The 15088-nt window shown below is 58.1% G+C and carries 14 protein-coding genes; 8 read left to right on the top strand and 6 right to left on the bottom strand.

What is annotated here, in order from left to right; genetic code table 11:
- Positions 1 to 128 precede the first annotated feature (128 nt).
- Positions 129 to 869: a 3-ketoacyl-ACP reductase gene (locus tag U5798_RS30600; RefSeq protein WP_014896930.1), complete on the top strand. Its 741-nt coding sequence runs from the start codon at positions 129 to 131 to the stop codon at positions 867 to 869.
- A gap of 118 nt (positions 870 to 987) precedes the next feature.
- Positions 988 to 1554, top strand: a complete 567-nt coding sequence (gene phaR, locus U5798_RS30595) for a polyhydroxyalkanoate synthesis repressor PhaR (RefSeq protein ID WP_089467558.1) — start codon at positions 988 to 990, stop codon at positions 1552 to 1554.
- 239 nt (positions 1555 to 1793) lie between these two features.
- Here the strand turns inward: phaR and U5798_RS30590 are convergent, their stop codons facing one another.
- From U5798_RS30590 to U5798_RS30580, 3 genes are all read right to left on the bottom strand, one after another.
- Positions 1794 to 2069 carry a hypothetical protein gene (locus tag U5798_RS30590; RefSeq protein ID WP_322084156.1) on the bottom strand — a complete coding sequence of 92 codons (276 nt, stop codon included), beginning with the start codon at positions 2067 to 2069 and terminating at the stop codon, positions 1794 to 1796.
- A gap of 182 nt (positions 2070 to 2251) precedes the next feature.
- A complete protein-coding gene (locus tag U5798_RS30585) occupies positions 2252 to 2593 on the bottom strand; it encodes a hypothetical protein (RefSeq protein ID WP_322084155.1) in 342 nt (113 codons plus the stop codon).
- A 386-nt stretch (positions 2594 to 2979) separates the two neighbouring features.
- On the bottom strand, positions 2980 to 3234 hold the full coding sequence (locus U5798_RS30580; protein WP_124457076.1) for a hypothetical protein: 255 nt from the start codon (positions 3232 to 3234) through the stop codon (positions 2980 to 2982).
- 423 nt (positions 3235 to 3657) lie between these two features.
- Between U5798_RS30580 and U5798_RS30575 the strand changes: the two genes are divergently transcribed.
- Positions 3658 to 4680: a pentapeptide repeat-containing protein gene (locus U5798_RS30575; protein WP_322084154.1), complete on the top strand. Its 1023-nt coding sequence runs from the start codon at positions 3658 to 3660 to the stop codon at positions 4678 to 4680.
- Between the two features lie 255 nt (positions 4681 to 4935).
- On the opposite strand, the gene U5798_RS30570 is transcribed toward U5798_RS30575, so the two are convergent.
- The 3 genes from U5798_RS30570 to U5798_RS30560 are packed head-to-tail and all read right to left on the bottom strand — an operon-like array spanning position 4936 to position 7921.
- Positions 4936 to 6282 (bottom strand): pitrilysin family protein, encoded by a 1347-nt coding sequence (locus U5798_RS30570; RefSeq protein WP_322084153.1) that lies wholly within the window; start codon positions 6280 to 6282, stop codon positions 4936 to 4938.
- The gene (locus U5798_RS30565) at positions 6279 to 7580 is read right to left on the bottom strand and encodes a pitrilysin family protein (protein WP_322084152.1); all 1302 of its coding nucleotides are present in this window, start codon (positions 7578 to 7580) and stop codon (positions 6279 to 6281) included. The genes U5798_RS30570 and U5798_RS30565 overlap by 4 nt, the downstream gene beginning before the upstream one ends.
- Before the next feature lie 44 nt (positions 7581 to 7624).
- Positions 7625 to 7921, bottom strand: coding sequence for a hypothetical protein (locus U5798_RS30560; protein ID WP_322084151.1), 297 nt, complete (start codon positions 7919 to 7921; stop codon positions 7625 to 7627).
- Positions 7922 to 8066: 145 nt separating this feature from the next.
- On the opposite strand from U5798_RS30560, the gene U5798_RS30555 reads away from it, so the two are divergent.
- The 5 genes from U5798_RS30555 (at position 8067) to U5798_RS30535 (ending at position 15084) form a co-directional block, all read left to right on the top strand.
- Entirely contained in the window at positions 8067 to 8405 is a 339-nt protein-coding gene (locus U5798_RS30555) for a type II toxin-antitoxin system PemK/MazF family toxin (RefSeq protein WP_322084150.1), read from the top strand.
- A gap of 503 nt (positions 8406 to 8908) precedes the next feature.
- A complete protein-coding gene (locus U5798_RS30550) occupies positions 8909 to 12055 on the top strand; it encodes a metallophosphoesterase (RefSeq protein WP_322084149.1) in 3147 nt (1048 codons plus the stop codon).
- A 140-nt stretch (positions 12056 to 12195) separates the two neighbouring features.
- Positions 12196 to 12408 carry a hypothetical protein gene (locus tag U5798_RS30545; RefSeq protein ID WP_322084148.1) on the top strand — a complete coding sequence of 71 codons (213 nt, stop codon included), beginning with the start codon at positions 12196 to 12198 and terminating at the stop codon, positions 12406 to 12408.
- A gap of 384 nt (positions 12409 to 12792) precedes the next feature.
- Entirely contained in the window at positions 12793 to 14154 is a 1362-nt protein-coding gene (rimO, locus tag U5798_RS30540) for a 30S ribosomal protein S12 methylthiotransferase RimO (RefSeq protein WP_034186781.1), read from the top strand.
- Between the two features lie 3 nt (positions 14155 to 14157).
- Positions 14158 to 15084 (top strand): sugar kinase, encoded by a 927-nt coding sequence (locus U5798_RS30535; RefSeq protein ID WP_124457072.1) that lies wholly within the window; start codon positions 14158 to 14160, stop codon positions 15082 to 15084.
- Positions 15085 to 15088: the final 4 nt, after the last annotated feature.

Genomic DNA, 15088 nt, shown 5'->3' with positions numbered 1-15088 from the left:
TCCGTAACCGGCCGTTCGTTACCGTCGAACCGAATCCGGGGCACCGGCCGATTGCGGCTTCGGCCGGCGCCACGTGAAGTCAGAGGGGGCCTCGGCAGCTCTCGAAACCAAAATATGGAGTGAGATTCATGTCTCAGCGAATTGCGTACGTAACGGGCGGGATGGGCGGCATCGGCACCAGCATCTGCCAGCGTCTGTTGAAGGACGGCTTCAAGGTCGTCGCGGGTTGCGGCCCGAACTCGCCGCGCCGCGTGAAATGGCTCGAGGACCAGAAGGCGCTCGGGTACGATTTCATCGCGTCGGAAGGCAACGTCGGCGACTGGGACTCGACCAAGGAAGCATTCGACAAGGTCAAGGCCGAAGTCGGCGAGATCGACGTGCTGGTCAACAACGCGGGCATCACGCGCGACGTCGTGTTCCGCAAGATGACGCATGAAGACTGGACGGCCGTGATCGACACCAACCTGACGAGCCTGTTCAACGTGACGAAGCAGGTGATCGACGGCATGGTCGAGCGCGGCTGGGGTCGCATCATCAACATTTCGTCGGTGAACGGCCAGAAAGGGCAATTCGGCCAGACCAACTACTCGACCGCGAAAGCCGGCATCCACGGCTTCACGATGTCACTCGCACAGGAAGTCGCGACGAAGGGCGTGACGGTCAACACCGTGTCGCCGGGCTACATCGGCACCGACATGGTGAAGGCGATCCGCCCCGACGTGCTCGAGAAGATCGTCGCGACGATCCCGGTGCGGCGTCTTGGCGGGCCGGAGGAAATCGGTTCGATCGTCGCGTGGCTCGCGTCGAACGATTCAGGCTTCGCGACGGGCGCCGACTTCTCGCTGAACGGCGGCCTGCACATGGGCTGACGCCCGGGCTGCGCGGGCCGGGTGGCCGCGCAGCCGGGTATGTTCCGAAGGCCCCCGCCTCCCGGATTCGGGCGGCGGGGATTCGTCACTTGCGCAACGCTGCACTGAAAGGCGTTACATGACTACTACAAAGAAGACGGCCGAACGGCTCATCAAGAAGTACCCGAACCGCCGGCTCTACGATACCGAGACAAGCACGTACATCACGCTCACCGATGTGAAGCAGCTCGTGCTGGAGCAGGAGGATTTCAAGGTCGTCGATGCGAAATCCAACGAAGACCTGACGCGCAGCATCCTCCTGCAGATCATCCTCGAGGAGGAAAGCGGCGGCGTGCCGATGTTCTCGTCGTCGATGCTGTCGCAGATCATCCGTTTTTACGGTCATGCGATGCAGGGCATGATGGGCACGTACCTGGAAAAGAACATCCAGGCGTTCATCGACATCCAGAACAAGCTCGCCGATCAGTCGAAGAACCTCTACGAAGGTAACGCGATGAATCCGGAAGTCTGGTCGCAGTTCATGAACATGCAGGCGCCGATGATGCAAGGGATGATGACCAGCTACATCGAGCAGTCGAAGAACATGTTCGTGCAGATGCAGGAGCAGATGCAGAACCAGGCGAAGTCGATGTTCAGCACGTTCCCGTTCAAGCAGCCGGGATCGTCGGAGCCGGAGAAGAAGTAAGCGGCGAATCCGGTGTGGACGTGCAAAGTGTCGCGCCGGCATCGTTCGGGATGGCTCCGGGCCGCGTCGCGGAACGATTGACCGCGCGGTGGTATTGCCCGCGAGTACATGCGCGTTGTCGGGCCGTAGTACATCAGTGCAGATTAAAACGCACAAGGCCGACCGGCAAAGCCCGGTCGGCCGAATATCAGATAAAGCACTGCTTGTAACAGATGCAGATGGCCGGATTTTCAGTCGGTTTATCGAACCGCGAAGCGGCCTGCCGCCGATCCGTTCGCGCAGTTGTTTCCGTAAATGAAGAGATTTCTATTTTCGGAAAATGCCGAATAGATGATCGGGAAAACTTCCTTGGCGCTGAACGAATAAATACCGTCGTTGATGGATACGAGCAGATTGCCGCTCGTATCGGTTTCGATCTTGTCGATCTTGCCTGCCTTGCAAAGCGATTCCGCGGACGCGTACGAGGATGTAGCAAGCATCATGGCCGAAACGAGGGTGGCCGCGAATTTTCTCATGGTCTTTCCTTGGTGAATGAGTGAATTGCTTGGGTTGTGATGCAAGTAATGCACGGTTCAGGACTGGCTGGCCGAATAGCCGCCGATGTCTGATCGCCGTGAAATATATCGGAGATTAATCGGGTGTTGAATGGGGGTGGCGGATTTGGAAATGATTTTTGTGGATTGTTGAGTGTTTTAAACTATTCTGGTGAATTGTATGTCGTGAGGTCAAATAAGGGCTGGGGGCAATTGGGTGGTTGCAGTAAAACAAATTTATTGGTGATTTTTGGTTGTGGTTTGGTTTGTTGGTTTTTTGAATTTATTTCTCTATTTTTATTTGCTCGGCTGGATTTTTGAATAATCACCGACGAAATGCGCAAGACCATCGACGAGCGTGCCGCCGTGCCGGCCGATCGGTCGGGCAAAGGGCTGATTGCGCTGGCGCGGGCCGAGCGCCAGTGCTTGCGAAATGTACGGGCGGCCCGTTGGCGGGCTTCGAGGCGAGCCGCGATCTCGTTCAGGGCGATGCGCGAGGCGCACACGTTTCGTAGGCGTGTTTCGGCGCGCTACACGTGCGGCATCGTGCGCGTGTCTGCAGCCGGGGCGAGGATTGGGCCGCCGGTGCGGTTTGTCAGTATCGCGCGGTGTCTGCGATCGATGGCGGGAAGATTCGCCCGGTGGCGTTCTGTGAGGCGCGGGCGCAGGCTGCGTGGGTACGTGCGGCGACGGCCGATAACGATAGTCACGCGCCTGCGCCGAGAACCGGCCGGCCGCAACTCCATACGGAGCTGTAGCTGATCGGCGATGGCGACGATGCGGTCTGGTTCAACCGGTGCCCGACGGCAGCGACGTATCCGGAGTGAGCGCCGGATCGAGTGCGGGCCTGCTTCGGCAGACTTTTTGCGATTTCGTCACGGGATTGGATGCGTCACGACGCCGGATCGAATTCGTGTTCGCCATCCGACGGCGGGAGGTCGAGCACGAGCTTGACGGCGCTGTAGTTCGCCTTGAGCGAAAACACGCGGCCGATCACGAGGAACGTCTGCCGCGAATTTTCCAGTTCGACGAAGTCGCCGGGCTGCGGTACATGCGCACCCTGGTCGTAGGAAAAGCTCGTGCTGGTTTGCTCACCGATGGCTTCTGCTGCGTGTTCGGTGAATTCGATCGTGATGTGGGTGGTCATGCGAGTCCCGTTGAGTAATGGAAGAGAGTGGACGCTGCGATTTTCGCATAGCGACGGCGCGGTTCCGGTGGAATTGTCGGGAAGCGACTCGTGCGGGTAGATCCCCGTCACTTCATCCGGTTGCCGAGAAAGGGATCGCGCTGGCGCTTGCCTCGGCGCGCGCCGGTGATCGAGTTGCGGCTCGGGCCGTTTGGTGAAGTGCTGAGGCGCTGGCTGTATGCTGGCATCGGCTGCTCATGGCGGTCGAACGGGGCTTGGAATAAGTGCCCGCATTTAACCCGATCTCGATTTCATGGGCTCCGACACTGGCCCCAATCAAGCCGGAGCAAGTGAAAGCCGTCTGCGCAGCGTTAAAGAGCCGAAACGGAAGATGGATGGCGCGTAAGTTGCCAAGGTAAAGACATATCTGCCTGGAGCATTTGCATGCTAACGAACGCCGACGCGCAGGAATTGCGCGATCGATGGAAAGCTGGGAAATACCAGAACCTGCTCGACGCGATCAAGGGCGCGTTGCCGGAGGACGAATGGGTGCCGTTGTGCGACTCCATGCCACATGCGCTGGATGGGTCGCCGACGATCGACTTGCGCGGGGCGCCGCTGCAGGGCGGCAGGCTCGAAAGCCTCGACCTGAGCTACAGCCATCTCGGCTTTGCAGTGTTCGATGCTTCGCAGTTTGACGAAGTAGGGTTTCAACACGCGATCCTGGACGGTGCCTCTTTCAAGGAGTGCGTGTTCCATCTGGCACAGATGCTACCAGTCTATGGAAACCGCGCTGATTTTCGCCATGCTCGATTCCGGCAATCGTTCATCGAATATGCCAAGTTGAGCAATAGCGATCTCTCAGGCGTGACGCTGTCTGACGGGAGTTTGAATTTTTCGGAGCTCATCGAATGCAATTTTTCCGGCATGCTGGCTGAGCAGAGCGAATGGCGCTGGAACACGACGACGCGATGCGCTTTCGTGGCGGCCCGTTTCACCGAGTGCAGGCTGACGGCAACTCGGCTCGATGGCGCACGGCTGATCGATGCCACCTTCGAGAATTGTGATCTGAGTGGTGTTGACTTCAGGGGTGCAGACTTGACGGGCGTGCACTTTCTTGGTGGCACGTTCGGTGACGTACTGCAGGGTGAGACGACATACCGGACCCGGTTCGACGATACACCGGAAGCCCGCCGAGCGGTTGCCGCAGGCAGTACGGAGAATCGGCACGCCGTCGAATGGTGTCCCGTTGTTGTCGGTTCGAGCGAACCTACCCAGCAGGTCGCCTCGTCGAGACTGAAGGGCCGGCCCGGTGAGGTGGTACCGCAGAGTGGATGGTGGACTAGTCCGGCACTCGGGAGTGAACAGGGGCGGCGCTATTTTAAGGAGGGGGAGAAATTTCCCGACATCAAGTCGACGAATTGGGGACTCGTGATCTGGAGTTACAACTCTGCTGATCAGGGGTGATCCCTGACGCGTGGCCTGTCGCGAGCGGAGCAGTCGCGCCCCGAAAGATATTGTCGATTTCGCGCGGAGCCATGCTCTGACGACTGCACCGACACCGTAGACATCAAACCGCTGAAGGTTCGGTTAGGTTGCGCCCTGCCTGCTCCCACTGCTGGAATCCGGTGGCGTTCTGCAAAGCGCAGGCGCACGCACAATCGTGCGATGGCAGCGGCCCGGCCGAAGCCGGGCTGGGCGCGGAACGAAGCGAGGCGGCGGTTATTTCTCTGCAAACGTGCCTGCTTCCACCAATGTCATCTTGCCAGGGTCCAGGTACGTGCGGATGGCGGTGTTGACCTGCTCGACGGTCAACGCGCGGACACGCTCGGGATAGGTATCCAGGTCATTCAGCGGGCGGTCCTGGAGCACCGTCTGCGCGATCATGGCGGCCATCTGCCCGGTGGTTTCCATCGCGACTTGATGGCGGCCGATCATGCCGTCCTTGCGCGCATCCAGTTCTGTCTGGGTAACACCCTGTTTCCACCAGGCATCCAGAATCCGGCGCGTGCTGGCGACGCCCTTGTCCAGGAGGGGCGGGGCGAAGCTGCTGGTGATGACGAATGCGCCGTCCATCAGGGAGAGCCCGGACAGGCCGGCATGGATGCCGTAGGTCAGGCCTTCCTTGTCGCGGACCCCTGCCATCAGCCGGCCGGTGAAGCCGTTGCCCAGGATGTTGACGGCCGCGCTGAGGGGCAGATAGTCGGCATCGCTGGCGCGCAGGTCGATGGCCTGCCCCAGCATCACGCTGACGGATTCCTTGTCTCCCATGGCGATGCGCTGCGTGTCGGGCCGGCTTGCCTTGCGTGGCGGGCCCTGTCGCACGAGTGCCCGGCCCCCGCTCCAGCCCGCGAAGGCGTCGGTCACCATGGACTGCAGGCGGCGAGGGTCCGCGCCGCCGACCACGACCAGCGTCATGTGTGCGGGCCCGTAATAGGCTTGATGAAAGGCCTTGATGTCGTCCAGCGTGGCAGCGGCGATCGCTTCGAGCATCCGTTCGCGCGGCACCGGTGCGTTGAGGTGGGCATCGGGGTAAATGGACCGATTCAGCGCCTCGGCGGCCCGAACCGACGGGTTTTCTCCGGCGTTACGGACCGCGGCTTCCAGCCGGCTCTTGGCCTTGGCCAACTCCTCCGGCTTGAAGGCCGGCAAGCGCAACTGCTCGGCCATCAGGTCGATCAGCGTCGGCAAATCCTTGGTCAGGCTTTGGCCGTGTATGGCGACATAGCCGCCGTCGGACTGGAACGACAACTGGGCGCCCAGGCTTTCCAGCAGCGCGGAGATCGCCACCTTGTCGCGACGGGTGCTGCCCTCCTGCAGCAACATGCCCGTCAGCAACGGCACGGCGGGATTGGCCGCCTTGCTGGCCGTGTCGGCATCGCCCAGGGGCATCACCCCGGTAACGGACACCATTTCGTGCGGCGACATCGAATAGGTCAACAGCGTGATGCTGCCGGCCTGCGAGCGCACGACGCGGTCGGCGATGCCTGCCTGGGCCGCAACAGGCAGGCATAGCACGGCGAACCACACGAACCACGTCCGCAGATGGTTGAAACGAAGGTGCTTCATGAAGATTTCTCCGGGACGAACCAGCCGGTGGTGCTCTGGTTTTCAACGAGGTATTTGCGGGCAACGCGCTGCACATCGGCGGGCGTCACCTTTTCCAGTTCTTCGAGCTCGGTGACGAACAATGTCCAGTCGCCCAGCGCGACCGCGTTGCCCAATCGGGCAGACGTCGAGCGGACGCCGTCACGCTGGTAGACCTGATCGGCCCGGTAAGGGCCCAGCACCCGCTGGATATCCTCGCGAGTGACGCCCTCGGTCTTGATCCGCTCCAGTTCGGACCAGGTGATTTTCTCGGCCTGCTCGTGTTTCGCGCCGGGCGGCAGGCTGACCGTCACGACGAACGGACCGGGATCGCGCAGCGCATGAAAGCCGGCGCCGGCCTGCGTGGCAACCGTGGTGTCGACCAGTGCGCGATACAGCCGGCTGCTCTTGCCCTGGCTCAATACCAGGCCCAGCACGGTCAACGCAGCCGCATCGGGGTCGAGCGCGCGCGGCCCCTTGAAGGCGATGATCAGATTGCCCGTTGCGCCCGCGCGTTTGAGCACCAGCCTTCGCGGCCCCTGCTGCGGCGGCTCTTCGGTCGTGACAGCGGGAATGGCCTTGGGCGCACGCGGGATGCCGCCGTAATACTGCCTGACCCACCCCAACGCCTGGTCCGGCCGGAAATCGCCGACCAGGATGACGGTGGCGTTGTCCGGCCAGTAGAAGGTGTCGTAGAAACGGCGCAGCTTGTCCACGCTCGCATGCTCGATGTCGCTGCGCCAGCCGATGGTGGGATGGTGGTAGGGGTGTGCCTGGTAAGCCGTGGCCATGACCTGCTGGAACAAGGCGGTGAAAGGACTGTTCTCGCCTCGCTCGTACTCGTTGCGTACCACCGTCATCTCGCTGGCCAGGTCTTCCGGGCGCAGCAGGAGGTTGCGCATGCGGTCGGCCTCGATCGCGATGTAGCCTTCCAGCGCATCGCGCCCGAGCGTGCCGAAGTAGTTGGTGCGGTCCATCGAGGTGGTTGCGTTGAAGTTCGCGCCCACGCGCTCCATGTAGCTGTTCAGTGAATTGCCGAGCGCCTTGTCGTAGTGGCGGCTGCCCTTGAACATCAGGTGCTCGAGCAGGTGAGTGTCGCCGGTCGTGCCGGCGGCTTCGTTGCGTGAACCCACCTGGTACAACACCTGGAAACTGACCACCGTCGCAGCGGGATCGGGCACGGCAAGCACGGTAAGGCCGTTGGCATCCAGACGGTATTCGTCGATGCCGCCCAGGGAGCGCACGTGGGTAAAGCCCGGTACCTCGACGGGTTGGGCCATCGCCGTGCCTGCAATCAACGGGCACAGCGAGAGCCAGGTGCATATCAAACGTCGTACTGACATGTAGCGTCCTTTTTTGTAGGCAGGATGAACGCGGAAGATCGGGCGTCGGCTCGGCGGTCAGTTGACTGCGATGCGTCGAGCGCGGCGAACGTGAAGTCTTTCATATTTTCCGATGAATGTTGACCGATGACGCGTTGCGGGGACATTGATGCCGTGATGCGTTCGTCGACGGCCGTACGTTGCTCGACCGTCGACGCGTAGCGACAGACGGCGCGATCCCCGTTGAACGTGCAGATCACCCGAAAGCGATTGAAGATTCGTCCCCACAGTGCAATCAAGCGTTTTTTCTCGCGATCGCTATTTGCATCAGCTTCGCGAGGCGAAGCTTGTGCCGCATCCGATCATCGAGTTCGGGGAGCCGCAGGGCAGTGAGTTCGGGGGGCGGACGAGCAAATCTGACCCGGAATAAGAAAGACGGAAAGGATGCACAACGGAGTTCCGGAAGTGGGGGATGTTGTTCGGCTGTATATCGGGTCGAGCAAGGGCAACGAGCAGGATGGGTATCACGCAGTTGTAGTCATCACGTCGCTCGATATCAACGAGTTGACTGGGCGGTTTGTCGGCCTGCCGATCACGTCAACCGTGCGTGGTTGGGAGTCGGAGATTCCGATTTCAAGTCTCGCGCGGCAAGGTGTTGCGCTCGTCGACCAAATCGTCAATCTCTCGTTCAAAGCACGCGAGTTTCAGTTCAAGGGCGAGCGTGCAACGCATGAGGAAGTGGAAGCAATCAGATATGCAGTTCGGATGTATCTGGATCTGTAATATGACAACGGCACCTTGCGGTGCCGTTGTTCGTTTTGAGGTGTTTGCGCGGTTATCGCGAAGTTCCTTCGCTATCGACCAATGCAACGGAGAGCCTGGAGACGCTGGCGCGGAATGGGGGGCGTACTCCTTGTGGCGACGCTTGCACCAGGGAACGAGGCATTGCTTCGCCTGTATGGACTATGCACCCATCCTTACGAATTGCCTTCGCCTTGAGGAAGTTGGTTCGGCATGCCCTAAGCACCCCGCAAACGAACGCTCCTGGCTTCGGCGAAAACCTTTCACGTTTGGCTATTCTGGGGCAATATTGAGATTGGTAAGATCGCTGAGGAATTGCTACGGGGACGTCATGCTGCGCTGCGTTGTAGAGATTCGGGGCAGTAAATAATCTCTCGATCACACGCAACTTGATGAAAATACAATTTGATTCCGAATGTTTCGTTTCGTAATTCGTGGTTTAACGAATGGAATTTTTTTGGAATCGGCAATAAACGAGAAAGAAAATGAAGTTTGCCATTTTGCACTTAAGTGATATTCATATTAGAAATGCCTCTGATGAAATATTGAGTCGGGCCGGCAAGATTGCGTGTACTCTTAATCCGGTGCTGCCACAGGTTTCGTGCCTATTCTTGATAATCACCGGGGATATCGCATTCAGCGGGAAAAAGTCTGAGTATGATTTGGCTCGATCCTTTGTGCGAGAAATCATAAAAGATATCTCTGGTGAGTTTTCTGGGAAGATTCATTGTGTTTTTGTCCCGGGAAATCACGATGGTGAATTCAAAGGGGAGGATAACTCTCGGAAGGCTGCGATTCAAGGGGTTCTGGATGTTGGGGAGGGCTTCATTGATGAAAGTATCATTGAAAATTGTACGCGACCACAAGTGTACTACTTTGAATTCGATGATGAGTTTTGTGCTAGCGGTGTCGTTTTCAAGGATAAATTGTGGAAACAATATAGATTTGATGTTGGCGGAAAATCTGTATCGATAAGCGCGATCAATGCAAGTTGGCTATCGCGCGTGCCGGAAGAGCAGGGGAGTTTAGTTTTTCCGGTTGATAATTATAAAGCGTTGACTCGCGAGAATGCCGACCTCAAAATCGGTCTGATGCATCATCCACTAAATTGGTATGCTCAAGGTACATATCACAGATTTCGAGATTTTTGCCGAAATGAATTTCAAATTGTTATGTCGGGACATGAGCATGTCTCCGGGACGCAGCTTTCTATTGACCTTGAAAATCGTCGCCTCCTAACTGTAGAAGCCGCCGCGCTTGCACCGCACGAGCACAATCTGGTTTCGAGCTTCTCTGTTATTACGGTCGATTTGGACGAAAAGCAGTTCGCAAAAGAAGAATTTGAGTGGCATGCGCCAGATTACCTTGCTAAGGGCGGCAATGGTGTGTGGGACTCTTTTGTAACATTGCCTGAGCAAAAGAATGATGACTTTACGCTCACCGATGAGACGAGATCTTTCTTAGAGGACACAGGCGCTGCCTTCACTCATGGTGCCGTGAGCAAGATAAGCCTCTCGGATATCTTCGTTTTTCCTGATTTGCATGAGGGAATAGAGGGTGGAGAAATGCCGAAGACGGTGAGCTCTGATATTCTCCGCAGGCAAATAGACACCCTTGGTAGAGTTATCATTCTTGGCGATGATCAGCACGGGAAGTCCTCGTTGCTAATGAGGCTCTATCGCGATTATTTGAATTCTGGATTTATTCCGGTTCTGATGAGTGGTGCTCAGCTGACAAATGCTTCCGATGAGCAGTTCTTGAAAAAACTGAACGCTGCGGTTGCTCAACAATACGGGGAGGCGGTTGTCCAGAAATATGGTCGGCTTAAGCGCAAGCAAAAAATATTGCTTCTAGATGATCTGGATGATGTCGGCGCGCGGGGCGATATTGTCGGCAAAGCACTGAAGGTGGTTCGTGATTATTTCGATTATTGTATCGTCACTGTAAGTGAGCGATTTGAGGTGGCAGGGCTTCTTTCTGAAGAGGCCAATGAAGTGATGAAGGGTTTTAGGCAATATCGGCTCACCGGATTCGGTTACCGGTTGCGCGGGGAATTGGTCAAGAAGTGGTCTACTCTTTACCAAGATCAAGACGAATTGCAGTTGCAGAAGCGTGTTCATGAGTCTGAGGTTGTTATAAACTCTGTATTCGGGAAGGCTCTTGTGCCGCCAACTGCTTTCAATGTTCTCGTCCTGTTGCAGACAATTGAATCAAATCAAAAAGCGCTGCTGGTTAATGCTGGGTTGGCTCAGTATTATGAATATTTGATCCGAAAGAGCCTTCTAGACGCCAAGGTGCGAGGTGATGAGCTCGAGGAGGTTCTGAAATACCTGGCGAACTTTGCATGGCATCTTCATGGCGCGAAATCCATGGAGGTCAGTGAGCATGAGTTTAAAAAATTCAATATTAGTTTTTCTAAGAATGTGTACGACACCGACTTCGGGCCGCGTGCTGATTTGTTGGTTAGATCGAATGTTGTCGTAATTTCGTCTGGCTCATATGGGTTCAAGTATCCATATATTTATTACTTCTTTTTGGCTAAGTATATTTCGCAGGAACTGGACGACAACGGAAATGTGCGAAATCTCGTCGAGGGCATGTGTCAGCACTTGTATTTGAAGGAAAATGCAAACACTATCCTCTTTCTGACGCATCATTCGTCAAGTAAATGGATCATCAGGATGGTTGCGCAGTCTTTGAGGCAGCTTTTTGATGGTGTAAAGCCGATTAAAATTGAGACATGTGCCGTCGCATTAAATGATTGGGTCAGTGAGAAGGCTAGAATCGCCATTGATGCCACCGATGTTGAGGCTAATAGGGTTGAGCAACGGGAGAGGCATGATTCTGTTTCGAGTGGGGATGACTCAGATATCGATGTCGCGGAGGTTACGAGTTTGGCGGAATTGGATCCGATCTCTCAGATTTTTCTTGTTTTTAAGACAAGTGAAATATTGGGGACTGTTCTTAAGGCGAGATACGGATCGTTTGATAATTCCCTCAAGATCGAGCTCTTGAGGGATCTGTTTGATAGTCCCCTAAAGTGTATGCAGTTTTTCTTTAATTCAATTGATGAAAAACCGGAGGCTATGATTCAGCGCTGTAGTGCGATGCTGATGGAAAGATCGCCAAAGAAAATGTCAAAAGATATTGCTGATAGGGTTGCTAAAAAATTTATTTTCGACTCACTTGGATTTTTAGCTGAAGCATTTGTAAGTCGGCAAGGGGAATTGATGGGTTCCCCGAAGCTCAAAAGCGTATATGAGTCACTTTGCGATGATAGTGGGGCGGCTAGTGATCGGTTGATATCTGTTGCGGCTCAATTGACCTATCCGAACCACGTGCCGTTGTCGGAAATTCAGGCTCTCGCGAATGAGTTCAAGAACAATTACTTTGCTTTCAGATTGTTGCAGGGAATTGTTGGCAGGCATTTGTATATGTTCTCCCTGCCGGTCGATGAGCGACAAAGATTGGCGTCTGCGGTTAGTATTGACGTGATGGCGCAAAAAACAATCGAGATGAACTCCCGCGAAACAAAGAAGTTGCCTAATGCCAGTCGCCCCCGGCATTCGAGGGGGTTGCTGAGCCGGCTCAAAGATAACTTGTTGTTGCAATCCGCATCAAAAAAGGATTAGCCAGCCGAAATTCTGACGCGTGAAGGGCATTTTTTTCGCCCTTCATGGAGCGCTTTGACAGCTAAACGGTCGTCGGATGCGGTGATAGAGATGCTCCAAAAATGCCCGCGCAACCCGGTCCGGATTCGACGACGTTGCCATTGAAATCGACGACTGCTAGTGTCGCCGGCTCGCCTGCCGGGGTAGACATGGTGAGCCCTTGGAAGCTCACGGCGCTGATCGTGCTTGAGATGACCGCAGTAGTGTTGTTTTTTGTATTCGTTGCTACTGTGTTCAATTGTTTCTTCGTCATTTCGACGGCCCCGATTTCTGGTGTGAGCGGATCACTACAAGCAGGCTGTGCTGCGCCGTGAGGTGATCGTGGGTGTATTCATGGCCATCACTGGCAGTTACGACGATGATGCCGGCGTTAGCGATCTGCGCAAGCTGCGCCTGGGCTTATAGCGGCTTGCCGCGGCTCAATCGGTCCAGACCTCAACTACGAGGACGGAGCCGACTGGCACCTGGCCGTCATCGGCGGCGCGGAGAAACACAGTGCCCTTGCCGGACGTGACGCTGACGGTAGGCCGACAGCTCCTCGTCCCGAGGGGAGGCATCAAGCTCCAGCTCGTGATCCGGCGCTCACCTGGCTGCGTATCCCAATTGGCGATCTGTGTTGTCGCCAACCGCTCATTTTGGCTCGCCGCCCCTAAATGGCTGTAAACTCACGCTTTTGCTGCCACGCCCCCACATTCCAGATGTCCCAATCCCCCAAAGTAGGGTTCGTATCCCTCGGCTGCCCCAAGGCGCTCGTCGATTCCGAACAAATCATTACGCAGCTGCGCGCCGAAGGTTATGAAATCTCCGGCACCTATGACGGCGCCGACCTCGTCGTCGTGAACACCTGCGGCTTCATCGACGAAGCCGTGCAGGAAAGCCTCGACGCGATCGGCGAAGCGCTGACCGAGAACGGCAAGGTGATCGTCACCGGCTGCCTCGGCGCGAAGTCGAGCGCCAGCGGCTCGAACCTGATCGAGGAAGTCCACCCGAAGGTGCTCGCCGTCACCGGCCCGCACGCGGTGGGCGAAGTGATGCAGGCCGTGCATTCGCACCTGCCGAAGCCGCACGACCCGTTCACCGATCTCGTGCCGGCAGCCGGCATCAAGCTCACGCCGCGTCACTACGCCTACCTGAAGATTTCCGAAGGCTGCAACCACCGTTGCACGTTCTGCATCATCCCGTCGATGCGCGGCGACCTCGTGTCGCGCCCGGTCGCCGAAGTGATGCTCGAGGCCGAGAACCTGTTCAAGTCGGGCGTGAAGGAACTGCTCGTGATCTCGCAGGACACGAGCGCGTACGGCGTCGACGTGAAGTACCGCACGGGCTTCTGGAACGGCAAGCCGATCAAGACGCGCATGACCGACCTCGTCGCGGCGCTCGGCGAACTCGCCGCACAGTACGGCGCGTGGGTGCGCCTGCACTACGTGTACCCGTACCCGAGCGTCGACGAAGTGATTCCGCTGATGGCCGAAGGTCCGTTCAAGGGCCACGTGCTGCCGTACCTCGACGTGCCGTTCCAGCACGCGCACCCCGAAGTGCTGAAGCGCATGAAGCGTCCGGCGAACGCCGAGAAGGTGCTCGAGCGCGTGCAGAAGTGGCGCGAGATCTGCCCGGACCTGACGATCCGCAGCACGTTCATTGCAGGCTTCCCCGGCGAGACGGAAGAGCAGTTCGAAACGCTGCTCGACTTCATCCGCGAGGCGGAACTCGATCGCGTCGGCTGCTTCGCATATTCGCCGGTCGAAGGCGCGACCGCGAACGAACTCGACGGCGCGCTGCCGGACGACGTCCGCGAGGCACGCCGTGCGCGCTTCATGGAAGTCGCCGAGGAAGTATCGGCGAACCGCATCCAGCGCAAGGTCGGCAAGACGCTCAAGGTGCTGATCGACGAGGTCAGCGAAGAAGGCGGCATCGGCCGTACGGCGGCCGATGCGCCGGAAATCGACGGTGTCGTCTATGTCGAACCGGCGGCGAAGGCATCGAAGCGCTACAAGGTCGGCGATTTCGTGTCCGTGAAGATCACGGGCGCCGACGGCCACGATCTGTGGGGCGAGGTGTAAGCGATGGCCGCCGCATTTCCGGAGATTCTCGCGCTCGGCGAGGCGATGATCGAATTCAACCAGTCGCAGCCGGGTCGTCCTGAATTCCTGCAGGGCTTCGGCGGCGACACGTCGAACTTCTGCATTGCGGCGGCGCGCCAGGGTGCGTCGACGGGCTTCGTATCGGCGATCGGCGACGATCCGTTCGGCCGGCTGCTGGCCGACATGTGGCACGCGGAAAACGTCGACACGACGTACGTGCGGATCGACCGCACGGCGCCGACCGGCGTGTATTTCGTCACGCACGGCGCCGACGGCCACCAGTTCGACTATCTGCGCGCGGGCTCCGCGGCGAGCCGCTATGCGGCGGGCGATCTGCCGCTCGATGCGCTCGCGGCCGCGAAGGCCGTGCACCTGTCGGGCATCAGCCTCGCGATCAGCACGGCTGCGTGCGACGCTGCGTTCACGGCGATCGACCATGCGCGTCGCCACGGCGCGAAGGTCAGCTTCGACACGAACCTGCGCCTGAAGCTGTGGCCGCTGCCGCGCGCTCGCGCGGTGATGCGCGAAGCGCTGCGCCAGACGGACATCTGCCTGCCGAGCTGGGACGATGTCACGGCACTGACGGGCGCGAACGATCGCGACGCGATCGTCGATGCGATGCTCGAACACGGGCCGCAGGTCGTCGCGCTGAAACTCGGCAAGGAAGGCGCGTATGTCGCGACGCCGAACGAGCGGCGCGTCGTGCCGGGCTTCACGGTCGAGGCCGTCGATGCGACGGGTGCGGGCGACTGCTTCGGCGGCGCGTTCGTCGCGCGGATCGTCGCGGGCGACGATCCGTTCGCGGCCGCGCGTTATGCGAATGCGGCGGCGGCGCTGTCCACGACGGGCTACGGCGCGGTCGCACCGATTCCGCAGCGCGACGCGGTGGAGCGGCTGATGCAGGGCTGACGTG

It is taken from the genome of Burkholderia sp. BCC1972 (genome assembly GCF_905339605.1).
Taxonomy (GTDB): domain Bacteria; phylum Pseudomonadota; class Gammaproteobacteria; order Burkholderiales; family Burkholderiaceae; genus Burkholderia.
Note: the sequence above shows the minus strand (reverse complement) of the source record. Positions and strands in the feature narration are given on the sequence as shown.

Bases quoted from the DNA above. Each gene is read 5' to 3' on its own strand.
- U5798_RS30600 (WP_014896930.1), top strand. From the start codon at position 129: ATGTCTCAGCGAATTGCGTACGTAACGGGCGGGATGGGCGGCATCGGC.
- phaR (WP_089467558.1), top strand. From the start codon at position 988: ATGACTACTACAAAGAAGACGGCCGAACGGCTCATCAAGAAGTACCCG.
- U5798_RS30590 (WP_322084156.1), bottom strand. From the start codon at position 2,069: ATGAGAAAATTCGCGGCCACCCTCGTTTCGGCCATGATGCTTGCTACA.
- U5798_RS30580 (WP_124457076.1), bottom strand. From the start codon at position 3,234: ATGACCACCCACATCACGATCGAATTCACCGAACACGCAGCAGAAGCC.
- U5798_RS30575 (WP_322084154.1), top strand. From the start codon at position 3,658: ATGCTAACGAACGCCGACGCGCAGGAATTGCGCGATCGATGGAAAGCT.
- U5798_RS30570 (WP_322084153.1), bottom strand. From the start codon at position 6,282: ATGAAGCACCTTCGTTTCAACCATCTGCGGACGTGGTTCGTGTGGTTC.
- U5798_RS30565 (WP_322084152.1), bottom strand. From the start codon at position 7,580: ATGGCCCAACCCGTCGAGGTACCGGGCTTTACCCACGTGCGCTCCCTG.
- U5798_RS30555 (WP_322084150.1), top strand. From the start codon at position 8,067: ATGCACAACGGAGTTCCGGAAGTGGGGGATGTTGTTCGGCTGTATATC.
- U5798_RS30550 (WP_322084149.1), top strand. From the start codon at position 8,909: ATGAAGTTTGCCATTTTGCACTTAAGTGATATTCATATTAGAAATGCC.
- rimO (WP_034186781.1), top strand. From the start codon at position 12,793: ATGTCCCAATCCCCCAAAGTAGGGTTCGTATCCCTCGGCTGCCCCAAG.
- U5798_RS30535 (WP_124457072.1), top strand. From the start codon at position 14,158: ATGGCCGCCGCATTTCCGGAGATTCTCGCGCTCGGCGAGGCGATGATC.